Source organism: Streptomyces sp. RG80 (assembly GCF_040446465.1).
Taxonomy (GTDB): domain Bacteria; phylum Actinomycetota; class Actinomycetes; order Streptomycetales; family Streptomycetaceae; genus Streptomyces.
Map to the genome: position 1 here is coordinate 94489 of NZ_JBEAAJ010000013.1, position 26368 is coordinate 120856.

25 protein-coding genes are annotated in these 26368 nt (G+C 71.4%); 19 read left to right on the forward strand and 6 right to left on the reverse strand.

The window, feature by feature from the left end:
• From ABKA17_RS38380 to ABKA17_RS38415, 8 genes are all read left to right on the forward strand, one after another.
• Nucleotides 1-1386: an NADP-dependent succinic semialdehyde dehydrogenase gene (locus tag ABKA17_RS38380; protein ID WP_353697007.1), complete on the forward strand. Its 1386-nt coding sequence runs from the start codon at nt 1-3 to the stop codon at nt 1384-1386.
• A 25-nt stretch (nt 1387-1411) separates the two neighbouring features.
• Nucleotides 1412-1648, forward strand: a complete 237-nt coding sequence (locus ABKA17_RS38385) for a DUF6213 family protein (protein WP_046257283.1) — start codon at nt 1412-1414, stop codon at nt 1646-1648.
• A 194-nt stretch (nt 1649-1842) separates the two neighbouring features.
• Nucleotides 1843-2904 (forward strand): type III polyketide synthase, encoded by a 1062-nt coding sequence (locus ABKA17_RS38390; RefSeq protein ID WP_353697008.1) that lies wholly within the window; start codon nt 1843-1845, stop codon nt 2902-2904.
• A 1-nt stretch (nt 2905) separates the two neighbouring features.
• Complete coding sequence (locus ABKA17_RS38395) at nt 2906-4123, forward strand: cytochrome P450 (protein ID WP_353697009.1); 1218 nt, start codon at nt 2906-2908, stop codon at nt 4121-4123.
• Nucleotides 4120-4641 (forward strand): cupin domain-containing protein, encoded by a 522-nt coding sequence (locus ABKA17_RS38400; RefSeq protein ID WP_353697010.1) that lies wholly within the window; start codon nt 4120-4122, stop codon nt 4639-4641. Before ABKA17_RS38395 ends, ABKA17_RS38400 begins: the two co-directional genes overlap by 4 nt.
• 87 nt (nt 4642-4728) lie before the next feature.
• Nucleotides 4729-6102 (forward strand): hypothetical protein, encoded by a 1374-nt coding sequence (locus tag ABKA17_RS38405; protein WP_353697011.1) that lies wholly within the window; start codon nt 4729-4731, stop codon nt 6100-6102.
• 51 nt (nt 6103-6153) lie between these two features.
• Complete coding sequence (locus ABKA17_RS38410; RefSeq protein ID WP_353697012.1) at nt 6154-7380, forward strand: AAA family ATPase; 1227 nt, start codon at nt 6154-6156, stop codon at nt 7378-7380.
• Complete coding sequence (locus ABKA17_RS38415; protein ID WP_353697013.1) at nt 7377-8609, forward strand: vWA domain-containing protein; 1233 nt, start codon at nt 7377-7379, stop codon at nt 8607-8609. The genes ABKA17_RS38410 and ABKA17_RS38415 overlap by 4 nt, the downstream gene beginning before the upstream one ends.
• Before the next feature lie 35 nt (nt 8610-8644).
• Here the strand turns inward: ABKA17_RS38415 and ABKA17_RS38420 are convergent, their stop codons facing one another.
• A complete protein-coding gene (locus ABKA17_RS38420) occupies nt 8645-9871 on the reverse strand; it encodes an acyl-CoA dehydrogenase family protein (protein ID WP_353697014.1) in 1227 nt (408 codons plus the stop codon).
• A 172-nt stretch (nt 9872-10043) separates the two neighbouring features.
• Between ABKA17_RS38420 and ABKA17_RS38425 the strand changes: the two genes are divergently transcribed.
• Entirely contained in the window at nt 10044-10688 is a 645-nt protein-coding gene (locus tag ABKA17_RS38425; protein ID WP_353697015.1) for a TetR/AcrR family transcriptional regulator, read from the forward strand.
• 64 nt (nt 10689-10752) lie between these two features.
• On the opposite strand, the gene def is transcribed toward ABKA17_RS38425, so the two are convergent.
• Nucleotides 10753-11298 (reverse strand): peptide deformylase, encoded by a 546-nt coding sequence (gene def / locus ABKA17_RS38430; protein ID WP_353697016.1) that lies wholly within the window; start codon nt 11296-11298, stop codon nt 10753-10755.
• Between the two features lie 105 nt (nt 11299-11403).
• Here def and ABKA17_RS38435 point away from each other — a divergent pair, with 105 nt between their 5' ends.
• The 7 genes from ABKA17_RS38435 (at nt 11404) to ABKA17_RS38465 (ending at nt 19195) form a co-directional block, all read left to right on the forward strand.
• Entirely contained in the window at nt 11404-12642 is a 1239-nt protein-coding gene (locus ABKA17_RS38435) for a MurT ligase domain-containing protein (RefSeq protein ID WP_353697017.1), read from the forward strand.
• 16 nt (nt 12643-12658) lie between these two features.
• The gene (locus ABKA17_RS38440; RefSeq protein WP_353697018.1) at nt 12659-13387 is read left to right on the forward strand and encodes a type 1 glutamine amidotransferase; all 729 of its coding nucleotides are present in this window, start codon (nt 12659-12661) and stop codon (nt 13385-13387) included.
• Nucleotides 13388-13578: 191 nt separating this feature from the next.
• Nucleotides 13579-14604, forward strand: a complete 1026-nt coding sequence (locus tag ABKA17_RS38445; protein WP_353697019.1) for a 6-phosphofructokinase — start codon at nt 13579-13581, stop codon at nt 14602-14604.
• 113 nt (nt 14605-14717) lie between these two features.
• On the forward strand, nt 14718-15668 hold the full coding sequence (locus ABKA17_RS38450; RefSeq protein WP_353697020.1) for a cytochrome c oxidase assembly protein: 951 nt from the start codon (nt 14718-14720) through the stop codon (nt 15666-15668).
• A gap of 169 nt (nt 15669-15837) precedes the next feature.
• Nucleotides 15838-17103 carry a DUF6777 domain-containing protein gene (locus ABKA17_RS38455; protein ID WP_353697217.1) on the forward strand — a complete coding sequence of 422 codons (1266 nt, stop codon included), beginning with the start codon at nt 15838-15840 and terminating at the stop codon, nt 17101-17103.
• A gap of 27 nt (nt 17104-17130) precedes the next feature.
• Nucleotides 17131-19005 carry a serine/threonine-protein kinase gene (locus ABKA17_RS38460; protein ID WP_353697021.1) on the forward strand — a complete coding sequence of 625 codons (1875 nt, stop codon included), beginning with the start codon at nt 17131-17133 and terminating at the stop codon, nt 19003-19005.
• Between the two features lie 13 nt (nt 19006-19018).
• The gene (locus tag ABKA17_RS38465; RefSeq protein ID WP_353697022.1) at nt 19019-19195 is read left to right on the forward strand and encodes a hypothetical protein; all 177 of its coding nucleotides are present in this window, start codon (nt 19019-19021) and stop codon (nt 19193-19195) included.
• A 24-nt stretch (nt 19196-19219) separates the two neighbouring features.
• Here ABKA17_RS38465 and ABKA17_RS38470 read toward each other — a convergent pair whose 3' ends face one another.
• The 4 genes from ABKA17_RS38470 to ABKA17_RS38485 all read right to left on the reverse strand — a co-directional run bounded on the left by ABKA17_RS38470 (nt 19220) and on the right by ABKA17_RS38485 (nt 23305).
• Complete coding sequence (locus tag ABKA17_RS38470) at nt 19220-20401, reverse strand: sensor histidine kinase (protein WP_353697023.1); 1182 nt, start codon at nt 20399-20401, stop codon at nt 19220-19222.
• Nucleotides 20398-22110, reverse strand: coding sequence for a sodium/solute symporter (locus ABKA17_RS38475; RefSeq protein WP_353697024.1), 1713 nt, complete (start codon nt 22108-22110; stop codon nt 20398-20400). Before ABKA17_RS38475 ends, ABKA17_RS38470 begins: the two co-directional genes overlap by 4 nt.
• 62 nt (nt 22111-22172) lie before the next feature.
• The gene (locus ABKA17_RS38480; protein ID WP_353697025.1) at nt 22173-22544 is read right to left on the reverse strand and encodes a hypothetical protein; all 372 of its coding nucleotides are present in this window, start codon (nt 22542-22544) and stop codon (nt 22173-22175) included.
• Nucleotides 22541-23305 carry a LytR/AlgR family response regulator transcription factor gene (locus ABKA17_RS38485; RefSeq protein WP_353697026.1) on the reverse strand — a complete coding sequence of 255 codons (765 nt, stop codon included), beginning with the start codon at nt 23303-23305 and terminating at the stop codon, nt 22541-22543. The genes ABKA17_RS38480 and ABKA17_RS38485 overlap by 4 nt, the downstream gene beginning before the upstream one ends.
• A gap of 78 nt (nt 23306-23383) precedes the next feature.
• Between ABKA17_RS38485 and ABKA17_RS38490 the strand changes: the two genes are divergently transcribed.
• From ABKA17_RS38490 to rocD, 3 genes are all read left to right on the forward strand, one after another.
• Entirely contained in the window at nt 23384-23875 is a 492-nt protein-coding gene (locus ABKA17_RS38490; RefSeq protein ID WP_353697027.1) for an Lrp/AsnC family transcriptional regulator, read from the forward strand.
• 148 nt (nt 23876-24023) lie between these two features.
• Nucleotides 24024-24848 carry a dimethylargininase gene (gene ddaH, locus ABKA17_RS38495; RefSeq protein WP_353697028.1) on the forward strand — a complete coding sequence of 275 codons (825 nt, stop codon included), beginning with the start codon at nt 24024-24026 and terminating at the stop codon, nt 24846-24848.
• Nucleotides 24845-26062: an ornithine--oxo-acid transaminase gene (rocD, locus tag ABKA17_RS38500; RefSeq protein WP_353697029.1), complete on the forward strand. Its 1218-nt coding sequence runs from the start codon at nt 24845-24847 to the stop codon at nt 26060-26062. Before ddaH ends, rocD begins: the two co-directional genes overlap by 4 nt.
• Nucleotides 26063-26368: the final 306 nt, after the last annotated feature.

Below are 26368 nucleotides of genomic sequence, written 5' to 3' on the forward strand. Positions count from 1 at the left end.
ATGCCCATCGCGACGGTGAACCCGGCGAACGGCGAGACGATCAAGACGTACGAGGCCATGGGGCCCGAGGAGATCGAACGCAGGCTCCAGCTCGCGGAGGCCACGTTCCGCACGTACCGGACGACGCCCTTCGCCGAGCGCGCCCGGATGCTGAACCGGGCCGCCGGTCTCCTCGACGAGATCCAGTCGGACATCGCCAAGGTCATGACCACCGAGATGGGCAAGCCGGTCAAGCAGGCCCGCGCCGAGGTCGCCAAGTGCGCCAAGGCGATGCGCTGGTACGCCGAGCACGCCGAGTCCCTGCTCGCGGACGAGGAGCCGGCCGACGCCGACGTCAAGGACTCGGGCGCCTCCCGGGCCCGGGTCCGCTACCGGCCGCTGGGGCCGGTACTCGCGGTGATGCCGTGGAACTTCCCGCTCTGGCAGGTGATCCGCTTCGCCGCGCCCGCGCTGATGGCCGGCAACGTCGGCCTGCTCAAGCACGCCTCCAACGTCCCCCAGACCGCCCTGTTCCTGGAGGACCTCTTCCACCAGGCCGGCTTCTCCGAGGGCACCTTCCAGACCCTCCTCATCGGCTCCCGCGACGTCGAGGAGCTCCTGCGCGACGAACGCGTCAAGGCGGCCACGCTCACGGGCAGTGAGCCCGCGGGGCGGGCCGTGGCGTCGGTGTGCGGGGACATGGTGAAGAAGACGGTGCTGGAGCTGGGCGGCAGCGACCCGTACGTGGTGATGCCGTCCGCCGACATCGACCGCGCCGCGCAGATCGCGGTCACCGCGCGGGTCCAGAACAACGGCCAGTCGTGCATCGCCGCCAAGCGGTTCATCGTGCACACCGACGTCTACGACGCCTTCGCCGAACGGTTCGTCGAGGGCATGAAGGCGCTCAGGGTCGGCGACCCGCTGGAGGAGGAGACGGACGTCGGGCCGCTCTCCAGCGAACAGGGGCGGGCGGATCTGGAGGAGCTGGTCGACGACGCCCGGCGCAGTGGCGCGAGCGTGCTGTGCGGCGGCGAACGGCCCGACGGGGACGGTTGGTACTACCCGCCGACCGTCCTCGCCGACATCAGCCGCGAGATGCGGATCCACCGCGAGGAGGCCTTCGGGCCGGTCGCCACGCTGTACCGCGCGGGCGACATCGACGAGGCCGTGCTCATCGCCAACGACTCGCCGTTCGGGCTGAGTTCGAACGTGTGGACGCGGGACGAGGCCGAGGTCGACCGGTTCGTACGGGATCTGGAGGCCGGTGGCGTGTTCTTCAACGGGATGACGGCCTCACATCCCGCGTTCCCGTTCGGCGGGGTCAAGCGGTCCGGTTACGGGCGTGAGCTGTCCGGGCACGGAATCCGCGAGTTCTGCAACATCACGACGGTTTGGCACGGAGCGTGACGCTTGCGCGGCTAACATCCCCGGTGTGAACCGCGAAGTGACTTTGCCTCTGATCGTCGATGACCGCGGGACCTTGCAGGTGTCCGCCGCCGATGTGAGCAAGCTTTTGCGGACCGTGGGCGGGCGGTGGCTGCATCTGGTCGAGGCCGGCGAGGAGGGGCTCGACGAGGACACGGTGGCCGCGCTGACGATCGAGCTTGCGAAGCTTGCCGATCGGATTGATGTGGCGTGCATCGCGCACAGCAGCGGGACCGCGCCGTAGGGGTTGCCGGGTCGATGCCGTCCGCGGGTTCGTTGTGGCTGGTCGCGCAGTTCCCCGCGCCCCTGAGGGCGTTCCCGCAGCGCCCGTCGCGAAGCGCCCCTTGTCCCTGAGACGGAGTAACCCCGCGCGAAGTCGACTGCCTCTCGGGTGATCGTGGACTGGACCACTTCCTGAGGTGAAGGCAGGCACGGTTCATGGCGACGTTGTGCAGACCCTCGGTGTCCGTTCCGGAGTACGTGATCACGATGGAGGAGACGCTGGAGCTGGCCCGCTCCCGGCACGCCGATCACCCCCAACTGCCGCTGGCCCTCCGGCTGATAGAGAACACGGGGGTCCGCACCCGGCACCTCGTGCAGCCCATCGAGGAGACGCTGAAGCACCCGGGCTTCGAGGAGCGGAACAAGGTCTACGTCTCCGAGGCGAAGGCGCGGGTGCCGGCGGTGGTGCAGCGGGCGCTCGACGACGCCGAGCTCCTGACCGGTGACATCGATGTCATCATCTACGTGTCCTGCACGGGCTTCATGATGCCCTCGCTGACCGCCTGGCTGATCAACGAGCTGGACTTCGAGAGCACCACCCGGCAGATACCCATAGCCCAGCTGGGCTGCGCGGCCGGCGGTGCCGCGATCAACCGGGCCCACGACTTCTGCACGGCCTACCCCGAGGCCAACGCCCTCATCGTGGCCTGCGAGTTCTGCTCCCTGTGCTACCAGCCCACCGACCTCGGCATCGGCAACCTGCTCTCCAACGGACTGTTCGGCGACGGCATCGCGGCCGCCGTGGTGCGCGGGCGGGGCGGCGAGGGCATCTCGCTGGAGCGCAACGGGTCGTACCTGATCCCCAAGACCGAAGAGTGGATCATGTACGACGTCCGGGCCACCGGATTCCACTTCCAGCTGGACAAGCGGGTGCCGGCCACCATGGAACCGCTCGCCCCCGCGCTCCAGGACCTCGCGGGGCTGCACGGCTGGGACGCCGCCGACCTGGACTTCTACATCGTCCACGCGGGCGGGCCCCGCATCCTCGACGACCTCAGCAAGTACCTCCAGGTCGACCCGCACGCCTTCCGGTTCAGCCGGGCCACGCTCACCGAGTACGGCAACATCGCCAGCGCCGTCGTCCTGGACGCGCTGCGCCGGCTGTTCGACGAGGGCGGGGCGCACGACCGGGCGCGCGGACTCCTCGCCGGGTTCGGGCCCGGCATCACCGCGGAAATGGCCCTGGGCCGCTGGCAGCGCTACGTAGAGACGGCATGAGATGACCGAAGAGACGATCACCGAGATCCTGCCCCCCATCCGGCACTGGCCCTCGCTCGACCTGAACGGCGTGGACTTCGACCCGGTGCTCACCGAGCTGATGCGCGAGGGCCCGGTCACCCGGATCCAGCTGCCCAACGGTGAGGGCTGGGCGTGGCTGGTCACCCGGTACGAGGACGTACGCATGGTGACCAACGACCCCCGCTTCAGCCGCGAGGCCGTCATGGACCGGCCCGAGGTCACCCGGCTCGCCCCGCACTTCATCCCGGCGCGTGGCGCGGTGGGCTTCCTGGATCCGCCGGACCACACCCGGCTGCGCCGCTCGGTGGCCGCCGCGTTCACCGCGAAGGGCGTGGAGCGGATCCGCGAGAGGTCCCGGCGGATGCTGGACGAGCTGGTCGACGAGCTCCTCCAGGACGGCCCGCCGGCCGACCTCACCGCGACCGTCCTGACCCCCTTCCCGATCGCGGTGGTCTGCGAGCTGATGGGGGTCCCGGCCGCCGACCGGCAGGTCATGCACACCTGGACGCAGCTGATCCTGTCCTCCGCGCACGGGGCCTCGGTCAGCGAGAAGGCCAGGAACGAGATGGGCGCCTACTTCTCCGACCTCGTCGCACTCCGCGAGGGCAGCACCGGCGAGGACGTCGCGTCCCTGCTGGGGGCCGCCGTGGGGCGCGGTGAGGTCACGCTGGAGGAGGCGGTGGGTCTCGCGGTGCTGGTGCAGATCGGCGGCGAGGCCGTCACGAACAACAGCGGCCAGATGTTCTACCTCCTGCTGACCCGCCCCGACCTGGCCGACCGACTGCGCGCCGAGCCGGACATCCGGCCCCGGGCCATCGACGAGCTGCTGCGCTACATCCCGCACCGCAACGCGGTGGGCCTGTCCCGGATCGCCCTGGAGGACGTGGGCATCCAGGGCGTACGGATCCGGGCCGGCGACGCGGTCTATGTGTCGTACCTGTCCGCGAACCGCGACCCGAGCGTCTTCCCGTACCCGGAGACGATCGACTTCTCCCGCAGTCCCAACCCCCATGTGTCCTTCGGCTTCGGCCCGCACTACTGCCCCGGCGGCATGCTGGCCCGGCTGGAGTCCGAGCTCCTGGTCGACGCGCTGCTGGACCGTGTGCCGGGTCTGCGGCTGGCGGTGCCGGCGGAGCAAGTGCCTTTCAGGAAGGGTGCGTTGATCCGTGGTCCCGAGGCTCTTCCGGTGACGTGGTGACGGCTACCGAAGGGCTTCTGGTGCCGCCGGGGCACGGCCGGATCGTCCGGACCCCGGCCCAGCACGTGACCTTCAAGGTGACGGGCTCGCACTCCCGGACGGCGTCCACCTTCGAGGTGATCGTGCCGCCCGGCTTCGACGTGGGCGCCCATGTGCACACCCGCAGCGAGGAGTTGTTCTACGTCCTCGAGGGCGAGCTGGACGTCCTCGCCTTCGAGCCCAGGATCCGCACTCCCGACAACTGGCAGCGCTGGGAGTCGGGTTCGGGCGGTCGGGTGGTCCGGGCGACGCCGGGCACGGTCGTCGTCGTACCGCCCGGCTGCCCGCACGCCTTCGCCAACCCCACGGACTCCCCCGCCAAGATGTTCTTCCAGGCCTCACCGCCACCGGATCACGAGCGGTACTTCGAGGAGCTGCTGGAGATCCTGGGTGACGGGGGTCCGCCGGACCACGCGGCGATCGAGGAGCTGCGCGGGCGGTACGACATCGAGCAACTGACGCCGCTGAAACACCGTTGACACGGTGGGAGTTGAAGCTACGATCGCCTCGATGACCACTCACTCCGTTCAGAGATTGGGGGACCCGTCCGCGCAAGGTGAGTACTGATGCTCACTTCGCCCGTGACCGGGGATCCCCGCCTTTCCTTCTGGCTGCGCGTGCGCGAGTTCGCCGTGCCGCCCTCCATGATCGAGACAGCGACCGCCCGGCGCCTCGCCGGTGACTGGGGCGGGGCCTGTGCCGCCGCAGGGTTCGATGTCGATCTCCAGCTGCGTTCCGTGGCGCGTGACCATGGCGTGGAGCTCGCCGCCCGAGTGCGGGCCGATCTCCGGCGGCTGGCTCCCGACCTCTTGCGCTGGCACATGCCGAGGATCGCTCCCGACGGACTGTTGCGTCCGGGCGTGACCCTCACGCTGGCCCGCTACGACACTGCCGGCAAGCGGCCGGTGCACCTCGTGGTGCGGACTCCGCCCGCCTGGGCGGATGCCGGGCAGCGGATCAGCCTCGCCCTGTGGGACGGATCGCCCGGCTCCGGGGCCGGCGGCGGCCGCCATCCGCATCCCCCGCCCAACCGGCGGTACCGGCTCGACCTGCACCGTCACCTGTGGGACGCGCGCAGGGCCGATGAGCTGCGCGTCCGCTCGGGCGTCGAGGACCCTCCCGTCACGGATCCGGCTGTCCTGGGGCTGGTGCCGCCGGGACGCCGCTGTGCCGTCGACCGGTGGGCGGCCGAGGCCGCGATCCTGCTGCGCGCCGAGGGCCGGTCCGAGGGCCGCGTGATCGTGCGGTGCGGGGCCCGGCGTCGGCTGGCCCTGGACCTGGTCGCGAACCGGGACGGGCCGCCGGCGATGCGGATCACCGAGGCGTCCGCGGCTGCCGGAGCCTCGCTGCCGGTCCTGCCCGACGCGGCGACCTGGGTGCTGCCCGACCTGGAACTGCTCCGCACCGGAGCGATCGAGGCCGAGCGGCTGCATCCGCTGGTCGCCCCGGCACTCGTACCGGGGCATGTGCCGCACCCCGCGTCCACGACACCGGATCCCGCCGGGCAGCCGCACCTGGTGGAGTGCCGGGGCGCCCTGCACCGGATCGGCCTGGTCGACGGGGTGCTGGCACCGCTGGACCACGATCCGTCCGAGGTCCGACGGGAGGAACTGCTGGCCGCGCTGAGCGGCACGCCGTTGCCCTGTCTGCGGGTCATCGACGAAGCGCACCGGCATCCGGAGTGCCTCGACGACGTCCGTGAACGCCTCGCCCACGGGGACGTCTCCGGTGCGCTGGCGGTCGTGGAGGGGCTGCTCGGCCCTGACGCGGTGCTGCGCGGCGGTGCGCTACGGGACGAGTTGGAGGCGGCCGCACAACAGCGGATCGTGTACGGGCTGTTCAGGGCTGGTCTCATCGGCCCCGGGCCCGGTCGCCTCCCTCAGCCCCGACCCCGTCCGCGTGCCCATCGCGTGCGCCCGCGCCGCGCCACCCGCGGCTGACCGCCGCACCCCCTCCTTCGTGCTCCCCTCTACCACCAAAGGTGATGACATATGCCCACTTGTACTTCCGTCTCCCAACTCGACGTCGCCGGCGACCTGTTGACCCTGCTCCGCGACACCACCACCGAGCCACGCCCCGACCTGCAACTGGAGGCGCTGACGCTGGCCGTGGCCGCGGATCTGCCCGTGCTGCTGTGGGGCGAGCCGGGCATCGGCAAGACCGCGGCCCTCACACAGCTCGCCACGGCCCTGGAGCTGCCGCTGACCACGGTCATCGCCAGCGTGCACGAGCCCTCCGACTTCTCGGGCCTGCCCGTCGTAGGGGACAACCCCGCGGAACAGGGTGTGCCGATGGCGCCGCCGGACTGGGCGGTGCAACTGGTGCGCGCCGGGCGGGGGTTGCTGTTCCTGGACGAGCTGTCCACGGCGCCGCCGGCGGTTCAGGCCGCGCTGCTCCGGGTGGTGCTGGAGCGGCGGATCGGAGCCCTGCGACTGCCGCCCGGAGTGCGGATCGTGGCCGCCGCCAACCCACGGTCCTCGGCGGCCGACGGCTGGGAGCTGAGCCCGCCCCTGGCCAACCGGTTCGTCCATCTCCAGTGGACCCACGACCACGAGGTCGTCGTACGCGGTCTCGGCGGGACCTGGCCCCGGGCGACGCTGCCCCGACTCGCCCCGGAGAAGCTGCCGGAGGCCGTGGACTTCGCGCGGCGCGCGGTGTGCGGGCTGCTCGCCGCCCGGCCGGGGCTGGTGCACCGACTGCCCGGCAGCGAGACCCGGCGAGGCGGTGCCTGGCCCTCGCCGCGCAGCTGGGACATGACGCTGAGCCTGATCGCGTTCGCGACCGCGGCCGGCTCCTCCCGTGATGTGTTGTCCCTGCTGGTCCGCGGGACCGTGGGGGACGGTCCGGGGCTGGAGCTGCTGGCGAGCATCGACCGGATGGACCTGCCGGACCCGGAGGTGCTGCTCGCCGATCCGGCGGCCGCCGAACTGCCCGAGCGGGGCGATCTGCGGCAGGCCGTGCTCGACGGTGTCGTGGCGGCCGTCCGGGCCCGTCCGGACCGGGCCCGCTGGGACGCCGCGTGGGCGCTGCTGGTCCGGGCGGTGGAGACCGGGGCGCCGGACCTGGTGGTCGTACCCGCGAACACGCTCGCCTCACTGCGGCGGGAGGACTGGGACGTACCCGCGGCGATCGAGCGGCTCGCCGGGGTGGTGTCCCTGTCCCGGCGGGCCGACGACGTGGCGGCACGGTCCACGGTCGCGGCGAAGGCGGGCCGTTGAGCGCCGAGGCGCCCGGGGCGCTGGACCTCGACAAGCTCTACGCGGCCCGGCTGCATGCCGCACGGGCCCGGCCCTATCTCGCCACGGCCCTGTTCGCACTGCACACGGTCGAGTCTCGGCGGGTGCCGACGATGGCGGTCGACCGGCACTGGCGCTGCTATGTATCGCCGGGGTTCGTGGACCGGACGCCGGTGGAGGACCTGGCGAGCGTGTGGGTGCACGAGGTGTCGCATCTGCTGCGCGACCATCACGGGCGCGGCGACCGGGTCGCGCGGGAACGCGGGCTGACCGGGCCCGGCGAACGGCTGCGGATGAACATCGCCGCGGACTGCGAGATCAACGACGACGCCTTCGGCGAGGGCCTGGTCCGGCCCGAGGGCGCGATCCGTCCCGAGTCGCTGCGGCTGCCCACGGGACAGCTCATGGAGGACTATCTGCGCCAGTTCCGGCTCGGCCCTCTGACGCAGGATCTCTCCTGGCTGGACTGCGGCAGCGGCGCCGACGGACTGGACCGGGAGTGGGATCTCGGCCCGGACGGTGCGCACGGTCTGAGCGAGCAGGAACGGGACGCCGTACGGTTCCGGGTGGCCCAGGGGATCTCCGCGCGTCCGGGGTCGACTCCGCGGGGCTGGCAGCGGTGGGCGGACGAGGCGTTCCATCCGCCGCAGCCCTGGCGGGAGTTGCTGGGCGCGGCGGTCCGCTCGGCGGCCTCCGGTCCGGGCGTGGGCGAGGACTACACGTACGGCCGTCCCTCGCGGCGCTCCGCGTCCGTGCCCGGTGCCGTGCTGCCGAGTCTGCGGCGCCGGCCGCCCCGGGTGTCGGTGGTGATCGACACGTCCGGGTCGGTGAGCGACGCCGAGCTGGGCGGCGCGCTGCTGGAGGTCGCCGCGATCTCCCGTGCCGTGGGCGGTCGTCGTGACCTGGTCACGGTGTTGCCGTGCGACGCGGCGGCCCGGGTCGTCCACCCGCTGTGCCGTGGTGAGGGCATCCCGCTGATGGGCGGTGGGGGTACGGATCTGCGCGCGGGCTTCGCGAGGGCGCTGCGGGCCCGCCCCGGGCCGGATGTCGTGGTGGTCCTGACGGACGGCCAGACGCCCTGGCCGGACACGCGCCCGGCGTGCCGGACGGTCGTGGGGCTCTTCCCGCGCTCCGGTTCCTGGGACGAGCGGGATCCCGACTACGTGCCGGACTCCCCGCCCGACTGGGCCCGGGTGGTGAACATCGGGTAGGGGCGCCGATGTCGGGTCGGCGCCCCTCCGCGGGACTAGCGGATCGGCATCCCCGACAGGGTGCGGGCGATCACCAGGCGCTGGATCTCGCTCGTACCTTCGAAGATCGTGTAGATCGCGGCGTCGCGGTGCATCCGCTCGACCGGGTACTCGCGGGTGTAGCCGTTGCCGCCGAGTATCTGGACGGCCTGCGCGGTGACCTTCTTCGCCGTCTCGCTCGCGAAGAGCTTGGACATCGAGCCCTCGGCGGCGGTGAACTGCTTGCCGTTGATGGCCATCCACGAGGCGCGCCAGACCAGCAGGCGGGCGGCGTCGATGGAGGTGCGCATGTCGGCGAGCTGGAAGGCGACGCCCTGGTTGTCGATGATCGGGCGGCCGAACTGCTCGCGCGTCTTGGCGTAGTCGAGGGCGACCTCGTACGCGGCCCGGGCGGTGCCCACCGCCATCGCGCCGACGGCCGGGCGGGAGGCCTCGAAGGTGGCCATCGCCGCGTTCTTCACGCGCTCGCCGCCCGCCTTGGCGCGCTCCCGGGCCCGGGCCAGGCGCTCGTCCAGCTTCTCCTTGCCGCCGAGGAGGCAGGAGCCGGGCACCCGGACGTTCTCCAGCACGACCTCGGCGGTGTGGGAGGCGCGGATGCCGTGCTTCTTGAACTTCTGGCCCTGGGACAGGCCGGGCGTGTTCGGCGGGATGATGAAGGACGCGTGGCCCTTGGAGCCGAGCTCGGAGTCGATCACGGCCACGACCACGTGGACGTTGGCGATACCGCCGTTGGTCGCCCAGGTCTTGGTGCCGTTGAGCACCCACTCGTCCTTGGCCTCGTCGTACACGGCCCGGGTACGCATCGAGGCGACGTCGGAGCCGGCGTCGGGCTCGGAGGAGCAGAACGCGGCGACCTTGACGTCGTTCGCGTCGCCGTACATCTGCGGGATCCAGGTGCCGATCTGCTCCTCGGTGCCGTTGGCGAGGACGCCGACGGCGGCGAGGCCGGTGCCGACGATCGACAGGGCGATGCCCGCGTCGCCCCAGAACAGCTCCTCCATGGCCATGGGAATGCCGAGGCCGGTGGAGTCGAAGTACTGCTGGGCGTAGAAGTCGAGCGAGTAGATCCCTACCTTGGCGGCCTCCTGGATGACCGGCCAGGGAGTCTCCTCACGCTCGTCCCATTCGGCGGCGGCGGGGCGGATCACATCGGCCGCGAAGCCGTGCAACCAGTCCCGGACCTCCTTCTGTTCGTCGTTGAGCTCCATGGTGAACTCGGCCATGTCCCCTCCAGCGGCGGCGCACGTGCATGTTACTAGCGGTAACCCGAGTCTGTTACCGGTCGGTAGGAAAAGTCAACTCCTGATGACCGGTCGGTAGCCCGTTCGATGCATGGGGCATGGTGAGTGTTAGTTTGCGCAGGCGTCACCGAATCAGCACGGGTGGGGAGAGCTCATGGACACCACGCAGCGGACCGATCAGCAACGGTCCGCCGACCGCCGCCGGCGCGAACTGCTGGAGGCCGCGGACAGAGTAGTCCTGCGTGACGGCCCACAGGCCTCCATGAACGCGATCGCCGCGGAAGCGGGCATCACCAAGCCGATCCTCTACCGCCACTTCGGTGACAAGGGGGGACTTTACGCGGCATTGGCCAAACGGCATACGGACGCGTTGCTGGATTCCCTGCGGGCCGCGCTCGACGCCCCCGCGGACCGACGCGAGCGGGTCGAGGCCACGCTCGACACCTACCTCGCGGCGATCGAGCTCCGGCCCCAGGTATACCGGTTCCTGATGCACCCGGCCGAGGGGGCGCCGTCCGGGGACGCCGGGTTCGACACCGGCAAGCACTCGGTGCCGCTGCTTCGCCGGATGGGCGAGGAGTTGGCCCAGGTCATCGAGGACCGGCTGGACCTCGGGCCCGGCGGACAGCAGCTGGCCCGGGTGTGGGGGCACGGGATCGTCGGGATGATGCACGCGGCCGGTGACTGGTGGCTGGGGGAACGGCCGTGCTCCCGGGCCGAGTTGGTACGGAGTTTGGCGGACCTGTTGTGGGGTCGGCTTGCTGCGGCCGGCGACAAGGTCGGAGGTCCGGGGTTCTGACGGTCGTAGAGCGTCTGCGGGCTCGTGGGGGCTGGTCGCGCAGTTCCTCGCGCCCCTAGGTGGGTCAGGTGGCCCTGTGCCAGGAGGCTCGGCCCACCTGTCGCATCAGTCGGCGGTGGCGCCAGCCGGTCACGTGGTCTGCGTACACCTCGCCGTCCAGGTGGTCCATCTCATGCTGGAGGCACCGCGCGAAGAAGCCCGTGCCATGCACCCGCACCCGGTCCCCCGTCGCCGTGAACCCCTCCACCACCGCATGGTCGTAGCGTTCCGTCCCCGCCTCCAGGCCCGGCAGGGACAGGCAGCCCTCCGGGCCGCGGATCACCACGCCGTCGGCCTCCACCAGGCGGGGGTTCACCACATGGCCCAAGTGCCGTACGTCATCGTCGTCGGGGCAGTCGTAGACGAACACCCGCAGCGACTCGCCGACCTGGTTGGCCGCCAGGCCCACCCCCTCGGCCGCGTACATCGTCGCGAACAAGTCCTCCACGAGCGTCGCCAGTTCCGGGCCGAAGTCCGTGACGTCCCGGCAAGGGGTGTGCAGGACGGGGTCACCGAGCAGCGTGAGGGGCCGGACGCGCCCGCGGGTGCCCGGAATGGAGCCGTTTCGCATGGCCGCAAGGGTACGGCGATTCGGGAGTGCGAATGGATCTCGATAGGCTGACCACCACCACGTTGCCGTCAGGCGCGGCGCGTACGCAAGGAGGATCGAGAACTGATGGCAGGCAACTCGGACCCGCTCACGCCGCGGGCCAAGATCGCCGTGACCGCGGGCAAGGCGGTCGCGGCGGCGTCTCGCGCCGCGGGGCGCGGCAGCGGTTCGGTGATCGGCGGCCGGGTGGCGCTCAAGCTCGACCCCGACCTCCTCGCCCGGCTCGCCCAGAACCTGGACGTCGTCCTGGTCTCGGCGACCAACGGCAAGACCACGACCACCCGGCTGATCGCCGAGGCGCTGCGGGCCGCGGGCCCCGTCGTCTCCAACGCCCTCGGCGCCAACATGCCGGCCGGCATCACCTCGGCCCTCGCGGGCAGTTCCGAGGCCCGCTACGGCGTCATCGAGGTCGACGAGAAGTACCTCGCCGGCGTCGCCCGGGACACCGACCCCAAGTGCATCGCCCTGCTCAACCTCTCCCGCGACCAGCTGGACCGCGCCGCCGAGACCCGGATGCTCGCCGAGAACTGGCGTGAGGGGCTGGCGGGCAGCAAGGCCGTGGTCGTCGCCAACGCCGACGACCCGCTCGTCGTGTGGGCCGCCTCCTCCTCCCCCAACGTCGTCTGGGTCGCCGCCGGGCAGATGTGGAAGGACGACGCCTGGTCCTGCCCGTCCTGCGGCGGTGTGATGCAGCGGCCCGGGGACGACTGGTTCTGCGGTGAGTGCGGGTTCCGCCGGCCGACGCCGAGCTGGGCGCTGTCCGGGGACCACGTGCTCGACCCGCACGGGTCCGCGTGGCCGATCCACCTCCAGCTGCCCGGCCGCGCCAACAAGGCCAACGCCGCCTCCTCCGCCGCGGTCGCCGCGGTCTTCGGCGTACCGCCGCAGGTCGCCCTGGAACGCATGTACCAGGTGCAGGCCGTCGCGGGCCGCTACGACGTGGTGCAGTTCCAGCAGCGCGACCTGCGCCTGCTGCTCGCGAAGAACCCGGCGGGCTGGCTCGAGACCTTCAGCCTTATCGATCCTCCTCCGACCCCGGTGATCCTGTCGGTGAACGCCCGCGGCGCCGACGGCACCGACACCTCCTGGCTGTGGGACGTCGACTACACGCGTCTGACCGGCCACCCGATCTGTGTGATCGGCGACCGGAAGCTGGACCTCGCGGTGCGTCTCGAGGTCGCGAACCAGCACTTCCAGGTCTGCGAGAACATCGACCAGGCCGTGCAGATGTGCCCGCCCGGCCGTATCGAGGTCATCGCGAACTACACCGCCTTCCAGGACCTGCGCCGCCGCGTCGGCAACTGACACTCAGGGGACTTTTGTGAGCGACAACCAGCTGCGGGTCGTCTGGGTCTACCCGGACCTGCTCAGCACCTACGGCGACCAGGGCAACGTCCTCGTCGTGGAACGCCGCGCGCGCCAGCGCGGCCTCGACGTGGCCCGGCTCGACGTGCGCAGCGACCAGCCGATCCCGACCTCCGGGGACATCTACCTCGTCGGCGGCGGCGAGGACCGTCCGCAGCGGCTCGCGGCCGAGCGGCTGCGCCGGGACGGCGGTCTGCACCGGGCCGTGGAGAACGGCGCGATCGTCTTCTCGGTGTGCGCCGGCTACCAGATCCTCGGCCACGAGTTCATCAACGATCTCGGCCAGCGGGAGCCCGGCCTCGGGCTGCTCGACGTGGTGTCCGTACGCGGTGAGGGCGAGCGGTGCGTCGGTGACGTCCTCGGCGACATCGACCCGCGCCTCGGTCTGCCCCCGCTGACCGGCTTCGAGAACCACCAGGGCGTCACCCACCTCGGCCCCACCGCCCGGCCCCTCGCCCAGGTCCGCACCGGCAACGGCAACGGCACGGGCGACGGCACGGAGGGCGCGTACAACGACACCGTCTTCGGTACGTACATGCACGGTCCGGTGCTGGCGCGCAACCCCCTCATCGCCGACCTGCTGCTGAAGCTGGCGCTCGATGTGAACGCGCTGCCGCCGACCGACGACCGGTGGTACGAGGCGCTGCGCACCGAGCGCATCGCGGCTGCCGAGCAACCTGCCTGAGCTGCGGTTTCACCTGCGCTCCAGGCAGCTTTTACCAGCCCGTCTGACGATGTGTCCGCACACCTGAGCGGGGCCGTCCAGCAGGCGGACGCACGCTACGACCCCGCCCCCTCCTGCCGCTAGGGTGGCGGGGATCGAGCCGGACAACGTGGTCCGGTCCCCGGCCCACGTTGAGAAGGTTGTTTCGGGCTATGCGCATTGGTGTCCTCACGTCCGGCGGCGACTGCCCCGGCCTGAACGCCGTCATCCGGTCCGTCGTGCACCGTGCCGTCGTCGACCACGGCGACGAGGTCATCGGCTTCCGGGACGGCTGGAAGGGCCTCCTGGAGTGCGACTACCTCAAGCTCGACCTCGACGCGGTGGGCGGCATCCTGGCCCGCGGCGGCACCATCCTCGGCTCCTCCCGGGTCCAGCCCTCGCACCTGCGTGACGGCGTGGAGCGGGCCAAGGGCCATCTCCAGGACCTGGGTCTCGACGCGATCATCCCGATCGGCGGCGAGGGCACGCTGAAGGCGGCCCGGCTGATGTCGGACGCCGGTCTGCCCGTCGTGGGCGTGCCGAAGACCATCGACAACGACATCGCGGTCACGGACGTCACCTTCGGCTTCGACACGGCCGTGGGGGTGGCGACCGAGGCGCTGGACCGGCTCAAGACCACCGCCGAGTCGCACCAGCGGGTGCTGGTGGTCGAGGTCATGGGCCGGCACACCGGCTGGATCGCCCTGCACTCCGGTATGGCGGCCGGCGCACACGCCATCGTCGTCCCCGAACGGCCCTTCGACATCGAGGAGCTGGCCAAGCGGGTCGGCCAACGGTTCGAGGCGGGCAAGCGGTTCGCGATCGTCGTCGCCGCGGAGGGGGCCAAGCCGGCCGCCGGAAGCATGGAGTTCGACGAGGGCGGCAAGGACATCTACGGCCACGAGCGGTTCGCCGGGATCGCCCGTCAGCTCTCCATCGAGCTGGAGCAGCGGCTGGGCAAGGAAGCCCGGCCGGTCATCCTCGGGCATGTGCAGCGGGGCGGTACGCCGACCGCGTACGACCGTGTGCTGGCGACGCGTTTCGGCTGGCACGCCGTGGAGGCCGTGCACCGTGGGGAGTTCGGCCACATGACCGCGCTGCGCGGCACGGACATCGTGATGGTGCCGCTCGCGGAGGCCGTGGAGACGCTCAAGACGGTGCCCGCGGAGCGGTACGAGGAAGCCGAGTGCGTCCTCTAGATCACGTCGTACGGAAGTGAAGAGTCCGCCCCCGGCCGCAGCTGCGGCCGGGGGCGGTTCTAGTCTGTGTGCGGACAGACTTGCACAACCCCCACGAATCAGGAGCCGCCGGAATGGATCACAGCGGGCACGGCATGACCATGGATCTGCCGCCGTTCACGCTGGGGCGGGGTCTTCAGTGGTCGGCCGACCCGTTCTTCCTCGTCGCCTGCCTCGTCGGGCTCGCGCTGTACGGGTGGGGGGTCGTGCGGCTGCGGCGGCGCGGGGACGCGTGGTCGTGGGGACGGACGGTGTCGTACGTCGCCGGTGTGCTGTCCATCGGGCTGATGATGTGCACCCGGCTGAACGACTACGGGATGGTCATGTTCAGCGTGCACATGGTGCAGCACATGGTCATCAGCATGCTGTCGCCGATCCTGATCCTGCTCGGCGCCCCCATGACGCTGGCCCTGCGGGCGCTGCCGGTCGCGGGCAAGGGGCGCAAGGGGCCGCGTGAACTGCTCCTCGCGCTGCTGCACAGCCGGTACATGCGGATCGTCACGCACCCGGCGTTCAGCATCCCGCTGTTCATCGCGAGCCTGTACGCGCTGTACTTCACGCCGATCTTCGACTTCCTGATGGGGTCGAAGACGGGGCACGTCGCGATGATGGTGCATTTCCTCGCCGTGGGCGTGGTGTTCTTCTGGCCGATCATCGGTGTCGACCCCGGTCCGCAGCGGCCCGGCTATCTGATGCGGATGCTGGAGCTGTTCGCGGGCATGCCGTTCCACGCGTTCTTCGGCATCGCGCTGATGATGGCGTCCACTCCGATGGTGGAGACGTTCAAGAACCCGCCGGCCTCGCTGGGCATCGACGCGCTTTCCGATCAGAATGCCGCGGGCGGGATTGCCTGGGCATTCAGCGAGATTCCGTCGGTACTCGTTCTGCTCGCACTGCTGTTCCAGTGGTACGGCTCGGAACAGCGGCAGGCCAGGCGTAAGGACCGGGCCGCCGATCGGGACGGGGACAGGGAACTCGAGGCGTACAACGCCTATTTGGCCTCATTGAACGCACGCGGACGCTGAAGGCCTCGCTCCGCGAAAGCATTCAGTAGCATGAAGCGCGTTGGGGGAACCGCCGGGGGGAGCGGTGATGACAGTTCGCGCATTTATGCAAAGGCTCGCCACAAAGGTCGCGTGTCTGCTGGTTCTCGTTCTCGCGGTGAGCGGCTGCGACAGAGAGACGCCCTTGCTGATGGTGAAGGCGATCGCGGTCGGTGTGCCCTCGCTGGCGCCCTTCTTCGACGAGAACAACGGGCTGGGGAAGGACGCGCAGGTCGCGTCGCGGCCCGTGCGGGGCAGTCTCCAGCAGGGTGACACGCCTGGTCTGTACGGGGGTTCGAAGCAACCGACGGTCTGCGATGTCGACCAGCTCGAGCAATTCCTCACCGATCCCAGGAACGAACAGAAAGCACAGGCGTGGGCGCGTGCCCTGAAAATCACGACAGGCGAGATACCGGAATATCTCGATCGGCTCACACCCGTGTTGTTGCGTCACGACACTCTCGTGCAGAACCACGACTACAAAAAGGGAAAGGCTGTTCCGTACGACTCCTTGCTCCAGGCCGGAATCGCGATTCTGGTCGATACGCAGGGACAGCCCGCGGTGAAGTGCTCGTGCGGAAATCCGCTGCGGCCCTTCGCGGGTGACACGAGCCGCATCTCGGTCAAGTTCGAGGACGGGAACAAGGAGTGGAAGGGGTACGACCCCTCCTCCGTGGTGGCCGTGCGGCCCGCGGCCCGGCCCCTGGAGAAGATCACCCTCGTCGACGTCGAGGACACCGATCGCGGCATCAGCCGGCCGGTCGGCACGTCCGGGGCGAAGGACGCCGCCTTCGACACCCGGGAGAAGCGCGCGGTGCCGAACCTCGCCGGTACGACGTTCGGCGAGGCCCGACGCGCACTGACCGACAAGGGGCTCGCGGCCGGCTACGAGAGCGAGGGGCTGCCGCCGGACGACGCCCGGGTCGAGGCGACCGATCCGCCGGCCGGGACCGAGCTGGGCTTCGGGGAGTACGTCCTGCTGAGCGTGGCCGGGGACGCCGGGTCCTCGGACGGGTCCAAGGACACTCCCCCGCCCACGACCACGCCCCCGGCGCCGTCGACGTCCGAACCGTCGACGACGGGCAGCTCCGGTCCCGGCAGCGGCTCACCCCCACCGAGCTCCGCCCCACCCTCCTCCAGCCCGCCACCCAGCTCCTCGCCCCCGCCGTCGAGCGGCAGCCCGTCACCACCCCCGACGAGCAGCGCACCGGCGACGAGCCCACCCCCTGCCGTGACCAGCTCACCGCCGACCATGACCAGCTCACCGCCGCAGACGACCAGCGCGCCGCCACCGGAAACCACGAGCGCCCCGCCGGCGACGACCAGCGCACCGGCCACCACCAGCGCGCCGGCCACCAGCGAACCGGCCACCTCGGGACCCGCCACCGAGGAGCCCACCGAGAGCGCCACCGTCTAGCGCGCCGCAGACCCCGGGAGTCACCGGATGCCTTCAGGACCATCGACGTCGGGAGTGGGCCGGGTCATCGCCGGCCGCTATCTGCTGCTGAACCAGCTCGGCAGCGGGGGTATGGGCCATGTGTGGCTCGCCCACGACCAGAGACTCGCCTGCGAGGTGGCGCTCAAGGAGATCGTCTTCCGGGACGCGGTGGAGGCCGGTCACGAGCGTGAGGCCCGGGTGGCGCGGGCCCGTGCGGAGGCCCGGCACGCGGCGGGGCTGCGCGGGCATCCGCACGTGGTCACGGTGCACGACGTGCTGGAGCACGACGGGCTGCCGTGGATCGTCATGGAGTACGTGTCGGGCGCGGTGGACCTGCGCGAGCTGATCGCCCGGCGCGGCCCGCTCCAGCCCGCGGAGTGTGCCCGTATCGGCCTCGCCGTGCTGGACGCGCTGACCGCCGGGCACCAGCGGGGCGTCATGCACCGGGACGTGAAACCGGCGAACATCCTGCTCGCGCCGGACCGCACCGGGTCGCCGTACGGCCGGGTGCTGCTCACCGACTACGGCATCTCGGTGCAGCCGGACGCCGGTGAGACGCGGTACACGCTGACGTCCGTGCTCGTGGGCACCGCGGGCTATCTGGCGCCGGAGCGCGCCACGGGCGGGCCGCCCACCGCCGCCGCGGACCTGTTCTCGCTGGGCTGCACGCTCTACCACGCCGTCGAGGGCCACGGCCCGTTCGACCGCGAGTCGCACTTCGCGGAGATCTCCGCGGTGGTCATGGAGGAGCCACGGCCACCGGTGCGGGCCGGCGCCCTGGGCCCCGTACTCGAGACGATGCTGGTCAAGGACCCGGCGCGGCGGATCAGCGCGGCCGAGGTGGAGGCGGCGCTGTCGCGGATCGTCACCTCGCAGGCGGACGCGTACGCCCGGACCCGGACGGACCTCGGTTCGCAGCCGCCGTGGGTGCAGCCGGCGCCTCCCGCGCCGGTCCCGGTCCCGATGCCGGTGCCGTCGGCCGCCCCGCAGGGCTTCGGGCCGCCGCCGCTGGTCACGTCCGGCGGCAGCAGGCGCCGTACCCGCCCCCGGGCCCTGCACTCCGCCCTCGCCGGTCTGCTGGGGCTGGTCCTGGCCGGGGGCGGCGTCTGGTACGCCGTGGCTCAGCAGCCGCCGGGGACCGGCGACGACACCGGGAGGACCGGGGGCACGGCACAGCCGTACGGCGAGGACGTCGGGCTCGCGAAGCCGCTCGGGGACGGCGACTGTGTGACCGTCGACTGGCCGAGCGGGACGCGGTTCCAGGGCACGCCGAGGGTGACGTCGGACCCCGGCTGCGCGGCGCGGCTGCCGGACGGGCAGGTGGTGGCCTTCGCAGGGGCCGGGTCCGCCGCCGAGGCGCGGGAGCGGGGGCCGGCGGCGTGCGAGGAGCGCACGCGGGAGCTCCGGGGGAAGCTGGCGGACGTGCGCGGTTTCGCCCTCGTACCGACCGAGGCGGGGTTCGTGGCCGCCGGGAAACGCACCGCCTGTCTGGTGCTGGGTGCGAACGGGCCGGTGTACGGGCCGCTCGGGGATCACCGGAAGCCCGGTAGCGAGTTCTCCGACGTGTCCAACATGCAGAAACGGGACTGCCTCGACGTACGGTCCAACCGGTCCGCCCGGCTGGTGTCCTGCGCGGGGGCGCACGACGAGGAGGTGCTCGGGTTCACCCGTCTGGGCGCGGACGTGACGTTGCAGGAAGCGCGCACGGAGTCGGACGTGGCGTGCGGGCGGGAGGTGCCGCCGCGGGACTACGGCTTCGACCCGTCGGTGTACACGGCGGGCTCCTGGACGAGCGAGGGGCCCTGGAAGGCGGGCACTCATTTCGTCGTCTGCACCGTCAGGAAGCAGAACGGGGGCACCATGGAGGGAGACGAATCCTGAGGAGGGTGTTGCGATGCCCGGTACCGGTTCCACGGATGGCTCGACCAGAACGATGGGGGTGCTCACCGTCGGCGGTCTCGTGATGGTGACGGCCTACACGGTGGCGCTAGGCAGCAACGGCTGGCTGTGGTTCGGCTGGGTCGTGCTGGGACTGATCACCCTCGGGATGGTCGTCACCCGCGGCACCTGAGCCCGCGTCCGGTGCTCCGGTGTTCTAGTGCACGCCCGGCTGGTATTTGGGCAGCCGGGCGGTGATCTTCATACCCGCTCCCGTGGCGGTCTCGATGACGAGGCCGTAGTCGTCGCCGTAGACCTGGCGGAGCCGGTCGTCGACGTTGGACAGTCCGATGCCGCCCGAGGGGCTGACCTCGCCGGCGAGGATGCGGCGCAGCAGGGCGGGGTCCATGCCGGCGCCGTCGTCCTCGATGACGACCAGTGCCTCGGCGCCCGCGTCCTGGGCGGTGATCTGGATGTGGCACTTGTCGGCCTTGCCCTCGAGGCCGTGCTTGACGGCGTTCTCGACGAGCGGCTGGAGGCAGAGGAAGGGCAGCGTGACGGGGAGGACCTCCGGGGCGATCTGGAGGGTGACGGAGAGTCGGTCGCCGAAGCGGGCCCGCACGAGCGCCAAGTAGTGGTCGATGGCGTGGAGTTCGTCGGCGAGGGTGGTGAAGTCGCCGTGCCTGCGGAACGAGTAGCGGGTGAAGTCGGCGAACTCCAGGAGCAGTTCACGGGCGCGCTCGGGGTCGGTGCGCACGAACGAGGCGATCACCGCGAGTGAGTTGAAGATGAAGTGCGGGGAGATCTGGGCGCGCAGGGCCTTGATCTCGGCCTCGATGAGGCGGGTGCGGGAGCGGTCCAGGTCGGCGAGTTCGAGCTGCACGGAGACCCAGCGGGCGACCTCTCCGGCGGCCCTGACCAGGACGGCGGACTCCCGGGGCGCGCAGGCCACGAGGGCACCGTGGACCCGGTCGTCGACGGTGAGGGGGGCGACCACGGCCCAGCTCGCCGTGCAGTCGAGGGCGTCGCAGGTGAGCGGGAAGGCCTCGCCGCGGCCGGTCTCCAGGGGGCCGGCGATCCGTTTCATGATCTCGTCGCGGTGGTGGCCGCCGACGCCGTCCCAGACCAGGACCCGTTCCTGGTCGGTCAGGCACAGGGCGTCCGTGCCGAGCAGGGTGCGCAGTCGCCGGGCCGATCGGCGGGCGGTCTCCTCGGTGAGGCCGGCCCGCAGCGGGGGTGCGGCGAGGGAGGCGGTGTGCAGGGTCTCGAAGGTGGCGTGCTCCACGGGCGTGCCGAGGCCGCCGAGGTTCTGGGGGTGGGCGGTCCGCCTGCCCAGCCAGAAGCCCGCGGCCAGCAACGGCAGGATCGCCACGCACAGTCCGGCCAGGAATCCGCTCATGCCTTCACCTCCGCGCGCAGCTGCTCGGGCAGATGGAACCGGGCCAGGATCGCCGCCGTCCCGGCCGGGACCCGGCCCGGGGTGGCCAGGGACACCAGGACCATGGTGAGGAAGGCCAGCGGCACCGACCAGAGGGCCGGCCAGGCGAGCAGCGCGTGCAGGGCGCCGGTGCCGGGGAAGCCGGCCATCGTCGCGGCCACGGCGACCAGGGCGGAGCCGCCGCCCACCAGCATCCCGGCGGCCGCCCCGGGCGGGGTCAGCCGGCGCCACCAGATGCCGAGGACGAGCAGCGGGCAGAAGGAGGACGCCGACACGGCGAAGGCGAGGCCGACGGCGTCGGCGACCGGCAACCCGCCGACCAGGACGCTCGCCGCCAGCGGCACGGCCATGGCGAGGACCGTGCCGAGCCGGAAGTGCCGTACGCCGCGCGACGGGAGGACGTCCTGCGTGAGCACGCCCGCCACCGCCATGGTGAGCCCGGACGCGGTCGACAGGAACGCCGCGAAGGCGCCGCCGGCGACCAGCGCGCCGAGCAGGTCGCCGCCGAGGCCGCCGATCATCCGGTCGGGCAGCAGCAGGACGGCGGCGTCCGCGTCCGAGGTGAGGGTGAGTTCGGGGGCGTACAGGCGGCCCAGGGCGCCGTAGACGGGCGGCAGGAGGTAGAAGGCGCCGATGAGGCCGAGGACGGCGACGGTGGTGCGGCGGGCGGCGACGCCGTGCGGGCTGGTGTAGAAGCGGACCACGACGTGCGGCAGGCCCATGGTGCCGAGGAAGGTCGCGAGGATCAGTCCGTACGTGGCGTACAGCGGGCGTTCGCCGCGGGTCTCGGCCTGCGAGGGCGACAGGCCGGCCCCGCCGCCGCGGTCGGCCTCGGGGACGTGGGCGCCCTCGGCGAAGGTCAGCCGGGTGCCGGCCTCGATGTGGTGAGTGCCGGTGGGGAGACGCAGCTCGGTGTTCTCGTGGGCGCGGCCGTCGACGGTGCCGTCGACCGTGACGGTCAGCGGGCGGTCCAGTTTCAGGTCGAGGCTGTCGTCGACGCGGACGACCGCCTGTTCGCGGAAGGTCGCCGGTTCCTCGAAGGCGTGGGTGGGGGCGCCGTCGCCCTGCCAGGCGAGGACCAGGAAGAGGGCGGGGACCAGCAGGGCGGTGAGTTTGAGCCAGTACTGGAAGGCCTGCACGAACGTGATGCTGCGCATGCCGCCGGCGGCGACGGTGGCGACCACGACGAGGGCGACGATCACTCCGCCGAGCTCGTCGGGCGCTCCGGTCAGCACGGTCAACGTCAGCCCCGCACCCTGGAGTTGGGGCAGCAGATACAGCCAGCCGACGCCGACGACGAAGGCCCCCGCGAGCCGCCGTACCGCCTGTGAGGCGAGCCGGGCCTCGGCGAAGTCGGGCAGCGTGTAGGCGCCGGAGCGGCGCAGCGGGGCGGCGACGAACAGGAGCAGGACGAGGTAGCCGGCGGTGTAGCCGACCGGGTACCAGAGCATGTCGGGGCCCTGGACCAGGACGAGGCCCGCGATGCCGAGGAAGGAGGCGGCGGAGAGGTACTCGCCGCTGATGGCGGCGGCGTTGAGGCGGGGGCCGACGGTGCGGGAGGCGACGTAGAAGTCGGAGGTGGTGCGGGAGATGCGCAGGCCGAAGGCGCCGACGAGGACGGTCGCGACGACGACGAGGGCGACGGCGGGGACGGCGTAACTGGAGTTCATCGGCCTTCGTGCCTCATCGGTGCTCGCGTCTCGTCGGTGCGCGTCTCATCGGTCCTCGTGTCTCATCGGTCCTCGACGAGGCGTACGAAGTCGCGTTCGTTGCGTTCCGCCCGTCGCACGTACCAGCGGGCGAGCAGCACCAGTGGGGCGTACAGGCCGAAGCCGAGGACCGCCCATTCCACCCGGCGGGCGTCCGGCATCGCGGCGAACAGCAGGGGCAGCGGGCCGATGAGGAGGCCGAGGACGGCGAACACGGTGAGGGCGGCGCGCAGTTGGGAGCGCATGAGGGAGCGGACGTAGGTGTGGCCGAGGGTGGTCTGCTCGTCGATCTCGGTGCGGGGGCGGTAGTAGCCGGGGGCGCGGCGGGTCTGGCGGGGCGGGCCGGTGACGACGACCCGGCGTTCGGCCGGGTTCTGGTTCTGGGGCACCGTCACGTCCTCCTCATCAGCAGGTCCCGCAGTTCGCGGGTGTGGCGGCGGCTGACCTGGAGCTCCTCGGAGCCGACCAGGACGCTGACGGTGCCGGCGTCCAGGCGGAGCTCGCCGATGTGGCGCAGGGCGACCAGGTGGCGGCGGTGGATGCGGACGAAGCCGCGGGAGCGCCAGCGCTCCTCCAGGGTGGACAGGGGGATGCGGACGAGGTGGCTGCCCTTGGTCGTGTGCAGACGGGCGTAGTCGCCCTGGGCTTCGACGTGGGTGATGTCCTCGACGGAGACGAAGCGGGTCACTCCGCCGAGTTCGACGGGTATGTGGTCGGGGTCGGGCTCGCTCACCGGGATGCGCGGGCCGGCGTCGCGGATCTCGGTGGCCCGGATCTCGGCGGCGCGGCGGACGGCCTCGGCGAGGCGTTCCTTGCGGACGGGCTTGAGGACGTAGTCGACGGCCTTGAGGTCGAAGGCCTGGACGGCGAAGTCCTCGTGGGCGGTGACGAAGACGACCAGCGGCGGCCGGGCGAACCCGGTGAGCAGCCGGGCCAGGTCGAGGCCGTCGAGGCCGGGCATGTTGATGTCGAGGAAGACGACGTCGATCGCCTCGGGCCCGTGAGGTCCCGACTCCAGGGCCCGGTTGATGCGGCGCAGTGCCTCGGTCGCGTCGCCGGCGCCCTCCGCGGTGCCGATCCGGGGGTCGGCGTTGAGGAGGTAGAGCAACTCCTCCAGCGAGGGGCGTTCGTCGTCGACAGCCAGGGCGCGCAGCATGAACCCGGAGTGTAGGAGCAATTCGCACGTCTGCACACGTGCCGAGGTATGGACGTTCCCGCTGGATACAGTGCCGACATGCACAGCACGCCCGCTCCGTTCGACGAGCTCGACCGGAAGATCATCACCGCTCTGATGGCGAACGCCAGGACGAGCTTCGCCGAGATCGGCACGGCCGTGGGGCTGTCCTCCACGGCGGTCAAGCGTCGCGTGGACCGGTTGCGGGAGACGGGCGTGATCACCGGGTTCACGGCCACGGTGCAGCCCTCGGCGCTGGGCTGGCGCACGGAGGCGTACGTCGAGGTGTACTGCGAGGGCGCGGCGCCGCCGCGACGGCTCGCGGAGGTGGTGCGCAACCATCCGGAGATCACCGCGGCGATGACGGTGACGGGTGGCGCGGACGCGCTGCTGCATGTGCGGGCGCGGGACGTGGAGCACTTCGAGGAGGTGCTGGAGCGGATCCGGATCGAGCCGTTCATCCGGAAGACGATCAGCGTGATGGTGCTGTCCCATCTGATTCCGGAGAGCCCGGAGGCGGGCGCGAGCCAGCCCGCACCGGCCGGGCCGTGAATATGCGCACCAGAACTGCGCTGAACCGGTAAAAGACGCAGCATTCCTGCGCGGACACGCAATTCTTGTTGCTTGTCGGGCGTGACCGTCACTTCCTACCTTGGTGTCAACCCTCAGTCGACAGCGCAGGAAGCGGAGGAACCCCTCTGTGTCCGACTCCCGTGTGCAGCGCCGACGGCGTTTCCTCGTCTGCGAACCCAGACACTTCGCCGTGCAGTACGCGATCAACCCCTGGATGCATCCCGACACCCACGTCGACGTGGACCTGGCCCAGGAGCAGTGGCAGGCCCTGATCGGCGCCTACCGGACCCATGGCCACGACATCGACGCCGTGGAGCCGGCCCCCGGTCTCCCGGACATGGTCTTCGCCGCGAACTCGGCGGTCGTCGTCGACGGCCGCGTCTTCGGCTCCCTGTTCCACGCGCCCGAGCGGCGCCCCGAGTCCACGCACTACGACCTGTGGTTCAAGAAGGCGGGCTACGAGGTCCACCGCCCCGCGTCGGTCTGCGAGGGCGAGGGCGACCTCGTCTGGACGGGCCGGTACGTGCTGGCCGGCACCGGGTTCCGCACGACCCGGGAGGCGCACCGCGAGGTCCAGGAGTTCTTCGGCCACCCGGTGATCAGCCTGACGCTGGTGGACCCGCACTTCTACCACCTGGACACCGCGCTGTTCGTCCTCGACGACTCGCGGGGCGGAAACAACATCGTGTACTACCCGGAGGCGTTCTCCCCGGGCAGCCGCGGGGTACTCGCCCGGCTGTACCCGGACGCGGTGCTCGCGACCCGCGACGACGCGATGGCGTTCGGACTGAACTCGGTGTCCGACGGCCGCCATGTCTTCATCGCGCCGCAGGCCGAGGCGCTGGCCGCCCGCCTCGACGACCACGGCTATGTCCCCGTCCCCGTCGACCTCTCCGAGTTCCACAAGGCCGGCGGCGGCATCAAGTGCTGCACCCAGGAGATCCGCTCATGACCGCTGCCGTTCACACGCACTCCTCCGCCGACCTGATCCGGGCCGAGGAGCCGGTGCTGGCGCACAACTACCACCCGCTGCCCGTGGTCGTCGCCCGCGCCGAGGGCACCTGGGTGGAGGACGTCGAGGGCCGCCGTTACCTGGACATGCTGGCCGGCTACTCGGCCCTGAACTTCGGCCACCGCCACCCGGCGCTGATCGAGGCGGCACACCGCCAGCTGGACCGGCTGACCCTCACCTCCCGGGCGTTCCACAACGACAAGCTCGCCGAGTTCGCCGACCGGCTGGCCAAGCTGACCGGCCTTGACATGGTGCTGCCGATGAACACCGGCGCCGAGGCGGTCGAGAGCGGCATCAAGGTGGCCCGCAAGTGGGCCTACGAGGTGAAGGGCGTCCCCGCCGACCAGGCGACGATCGTGGTCGCCGCGGAGAACTTCCACGGCCGTACGACGACGATCGTGAGCTTCTCCACGGACGAGACGGCCCGTGCGGGCTTCGGCCCCTTCACCCCGGGCTTCCGGATCGTGCCGTACAACGACCTCGCGGCGCTGGAGGCGGCGGTCGACGAGACGACCGCGGCGGTGCTCATCGAGCCCATCCAGGGCGAGGCCGGCGTGATCATCCCGGACGAGGGCTATCTGACCGGCGTCCGCGAGCTGACCCGCCGCAAGGGCTGCCTGTTCATCGCCGACGAGATCCAGTCGGGCCTGGGCCGCACGGGCCGGACGCTGGCCGTGGAGCACGAGGGGGTCGTCCCCGACATGCTGCTCCTCGGCAAGGCGTTGGGCGGCGGCATCGTCCCGGTCTCCGCGGTGGTCGCGGGACGGGACGTGCTCGGTGTGCTGCGGCCGGGCGAGCACGGCTCGACGTTCGGCGGCAACCCGCTCGCCGCGGCGGTCGGCACGGCCGTGGTCGAGCTGCTGGAGACGGGCGAGTTCCAGAGCCGCGCCGCCGAGCTGGGCGTGGTGCTGCGGGACGGGCTGTCGGAGCTGATCGGCAAGGGCGTCCTGGGCTTCCGGGCCCGCGGGCTGTGGGCGGGGGTCGACATCGACCCGGCGTTCGGCACCGGTCGGCAGATCGGTGAACGGCTCATGCGGGAAGGCGTGTTGGCCAAGGACACCCACGGCTCCACGATCCGGCTGGCGCCGCCCCTGACGATCACGGCGGACGAACTCCGCTCGGCACTGGACACCTTGCGGTCCGTGCTGGCGTAGGCGAGACGCGGGGCCCGGAGCCGAGGAGCGGCTCCGGGCCCTTCCGTGTCCGCCGGGCCGGTAGCGCAGGTGGGATCCGGAGTTCAAGTGCCGCCCGCTTGCCAGTGATCAGCGTGATTGCGTCACCCTGGCGTGCCGGGTTGCTGTGGGTGTCCGCCACGGACCAGGCTGGGGCGGCGGCCCTCCCCATCCGCGACCCAGTTCCCCGCGAACCTGTATGCACTTACACTGGCACCCCCACGACACGCCGGTTGACCTGCTGGAACGCGGCGGTTGAACCGATTTGCCGGAGTGAGGAGCGTCCCC

Bases quoted from the DNA above. Each gene is read 5' to 3' on its own strand.
- ABKA17_RS38445 (WP_353697019.1), top strand. From the start codon at position 13,579: ATGCGCATTGGTGTCCTCACGTCCGGCGGCGACTGCCCCGGCCTGAAC.
- ABKA17_RS38390 (WP_353697008.1), top strand. From the start codon at position 1,843: ATGGCGACGTTGTGCAGACCCTCGGTGTCCGTTCCGGAGTACGTGATC.
- ABKA17_RS38485 (WP_353697026.1), bottom strand. From the start codon at position 23,305: ATGCTGCGCGCCCTGGCTGTCGACGACGAACGCCCCTCGCTGGAGGAG.
- rocD (WP_353697029.1), top strand. From the start codon at position 24,845: ATGACCGCTGCCGTTCACACGCACTCCTCCGCCGACCTGATCCGGGCC.
- ABKA17_RS38450 (WP_353697020.1), top strand. From the start codon at position 14,718: ATGGATCACAGCGGGCACGGCATGACCATGGATCTGCCGCCGTTCACG.
- ABKA17_RS38475 (WP_353697024.1), bottom strand. From the start codon at position 22,110: ATGAACTCCAGTTACGCCGTCCCCGCCGTCGCCCTCGTCGTCGTCGCG.
- def (WP_353697016.1), bottom strand. From the start codon at position 11,298: ATGCGAAACGGCTCCATTCCGGGCACCCGCGGGCGCGTCCGGCCCCTC.
- ABKA17_RS38405 (WP_353697011.1), top strand. From the start codon at position 4,729: ATGCTCACTTCGCCCGTGACCGGGGATCCCCGCCTTTCCTTCTGGCTG.
- ABKA17_RS38380 (WP_353697007.1), top strand. From the start codon at position 1: ATGCCCATCGCGACGGTGAACCCGGCGAACGGCGAGACGATCAAGACG.
- ABKA17_RS38425 (WP_353697015.1), top strand. From the start codon at position 10,044: ATGGACACCACGCAGCGGACCGATCAGCAACGGTCCGCCGACCGCCGC.
- ABKA17_RS38420 (WP_353697014.1), bottom strand. From the start codon at position 9,871: ATGGCCGAGTTCACCATGGAGCTCAACGACGAACAGAAGGAGGTCCGG.
- ABKA17_RS38410 (WP_353697012.1), top strand. From the start codon at position 6,154: ATGCCCACTTGTACTTCCGTCTCCCAACTCGACGTCGCCGGCGACCTG.
- ABKA17_RS38460 (WP_353697021.1), top strand. From the start codon at position 17,131: ATGCCTTCAGGACCATCGACGTCGGGAGTGGGCCGGGTCATCGCCGGC.
- ABKA17_RS38465 (WP_353697022.1), top strand. From the start codon at position 19,019: ATGCCCGGTACCGGTTCCACGGATGGCTCGACCAGAACGATGGGGGTG.
- ABKA17_RS38455 (WP_353697217.1), top strand. From the start codon at position 15,838: ATGGTGAAGGCGATCGCGGTCGGTGTGCCCTCGCTGGCGCCCTTCTTC.
- ABKA17_RS38490 (WP_353697027.1), top strand. From the start codon at position 23,384: ATGCACAGCACGCCCGCTCCGTTCGACGAGCTCGACCGGAAGATCATC.
- ABKA17_RS38470 (WP_353697023.1), bottom strand. From the start codon at position 20,401: ATGAGCGGATTCCTGGCCGGACTGTGCGTGGCGATCCTGCCGTTGCTG.
- ABKA17_RS38435 (WP_353697017.1), top strand. From the start codon at position 11,404: ATGGCAGGCAACTCGGACCCGCTCACGCCGCGGGCCAAGATCGCCGTG.
- ABKA17_RS38395 (WP_353697009.1), top strand. From the start codon at position 2,906: ATGACCGAAGAGACGATCACCGAGATCCTGCCCCCCATCCGGCACTGG.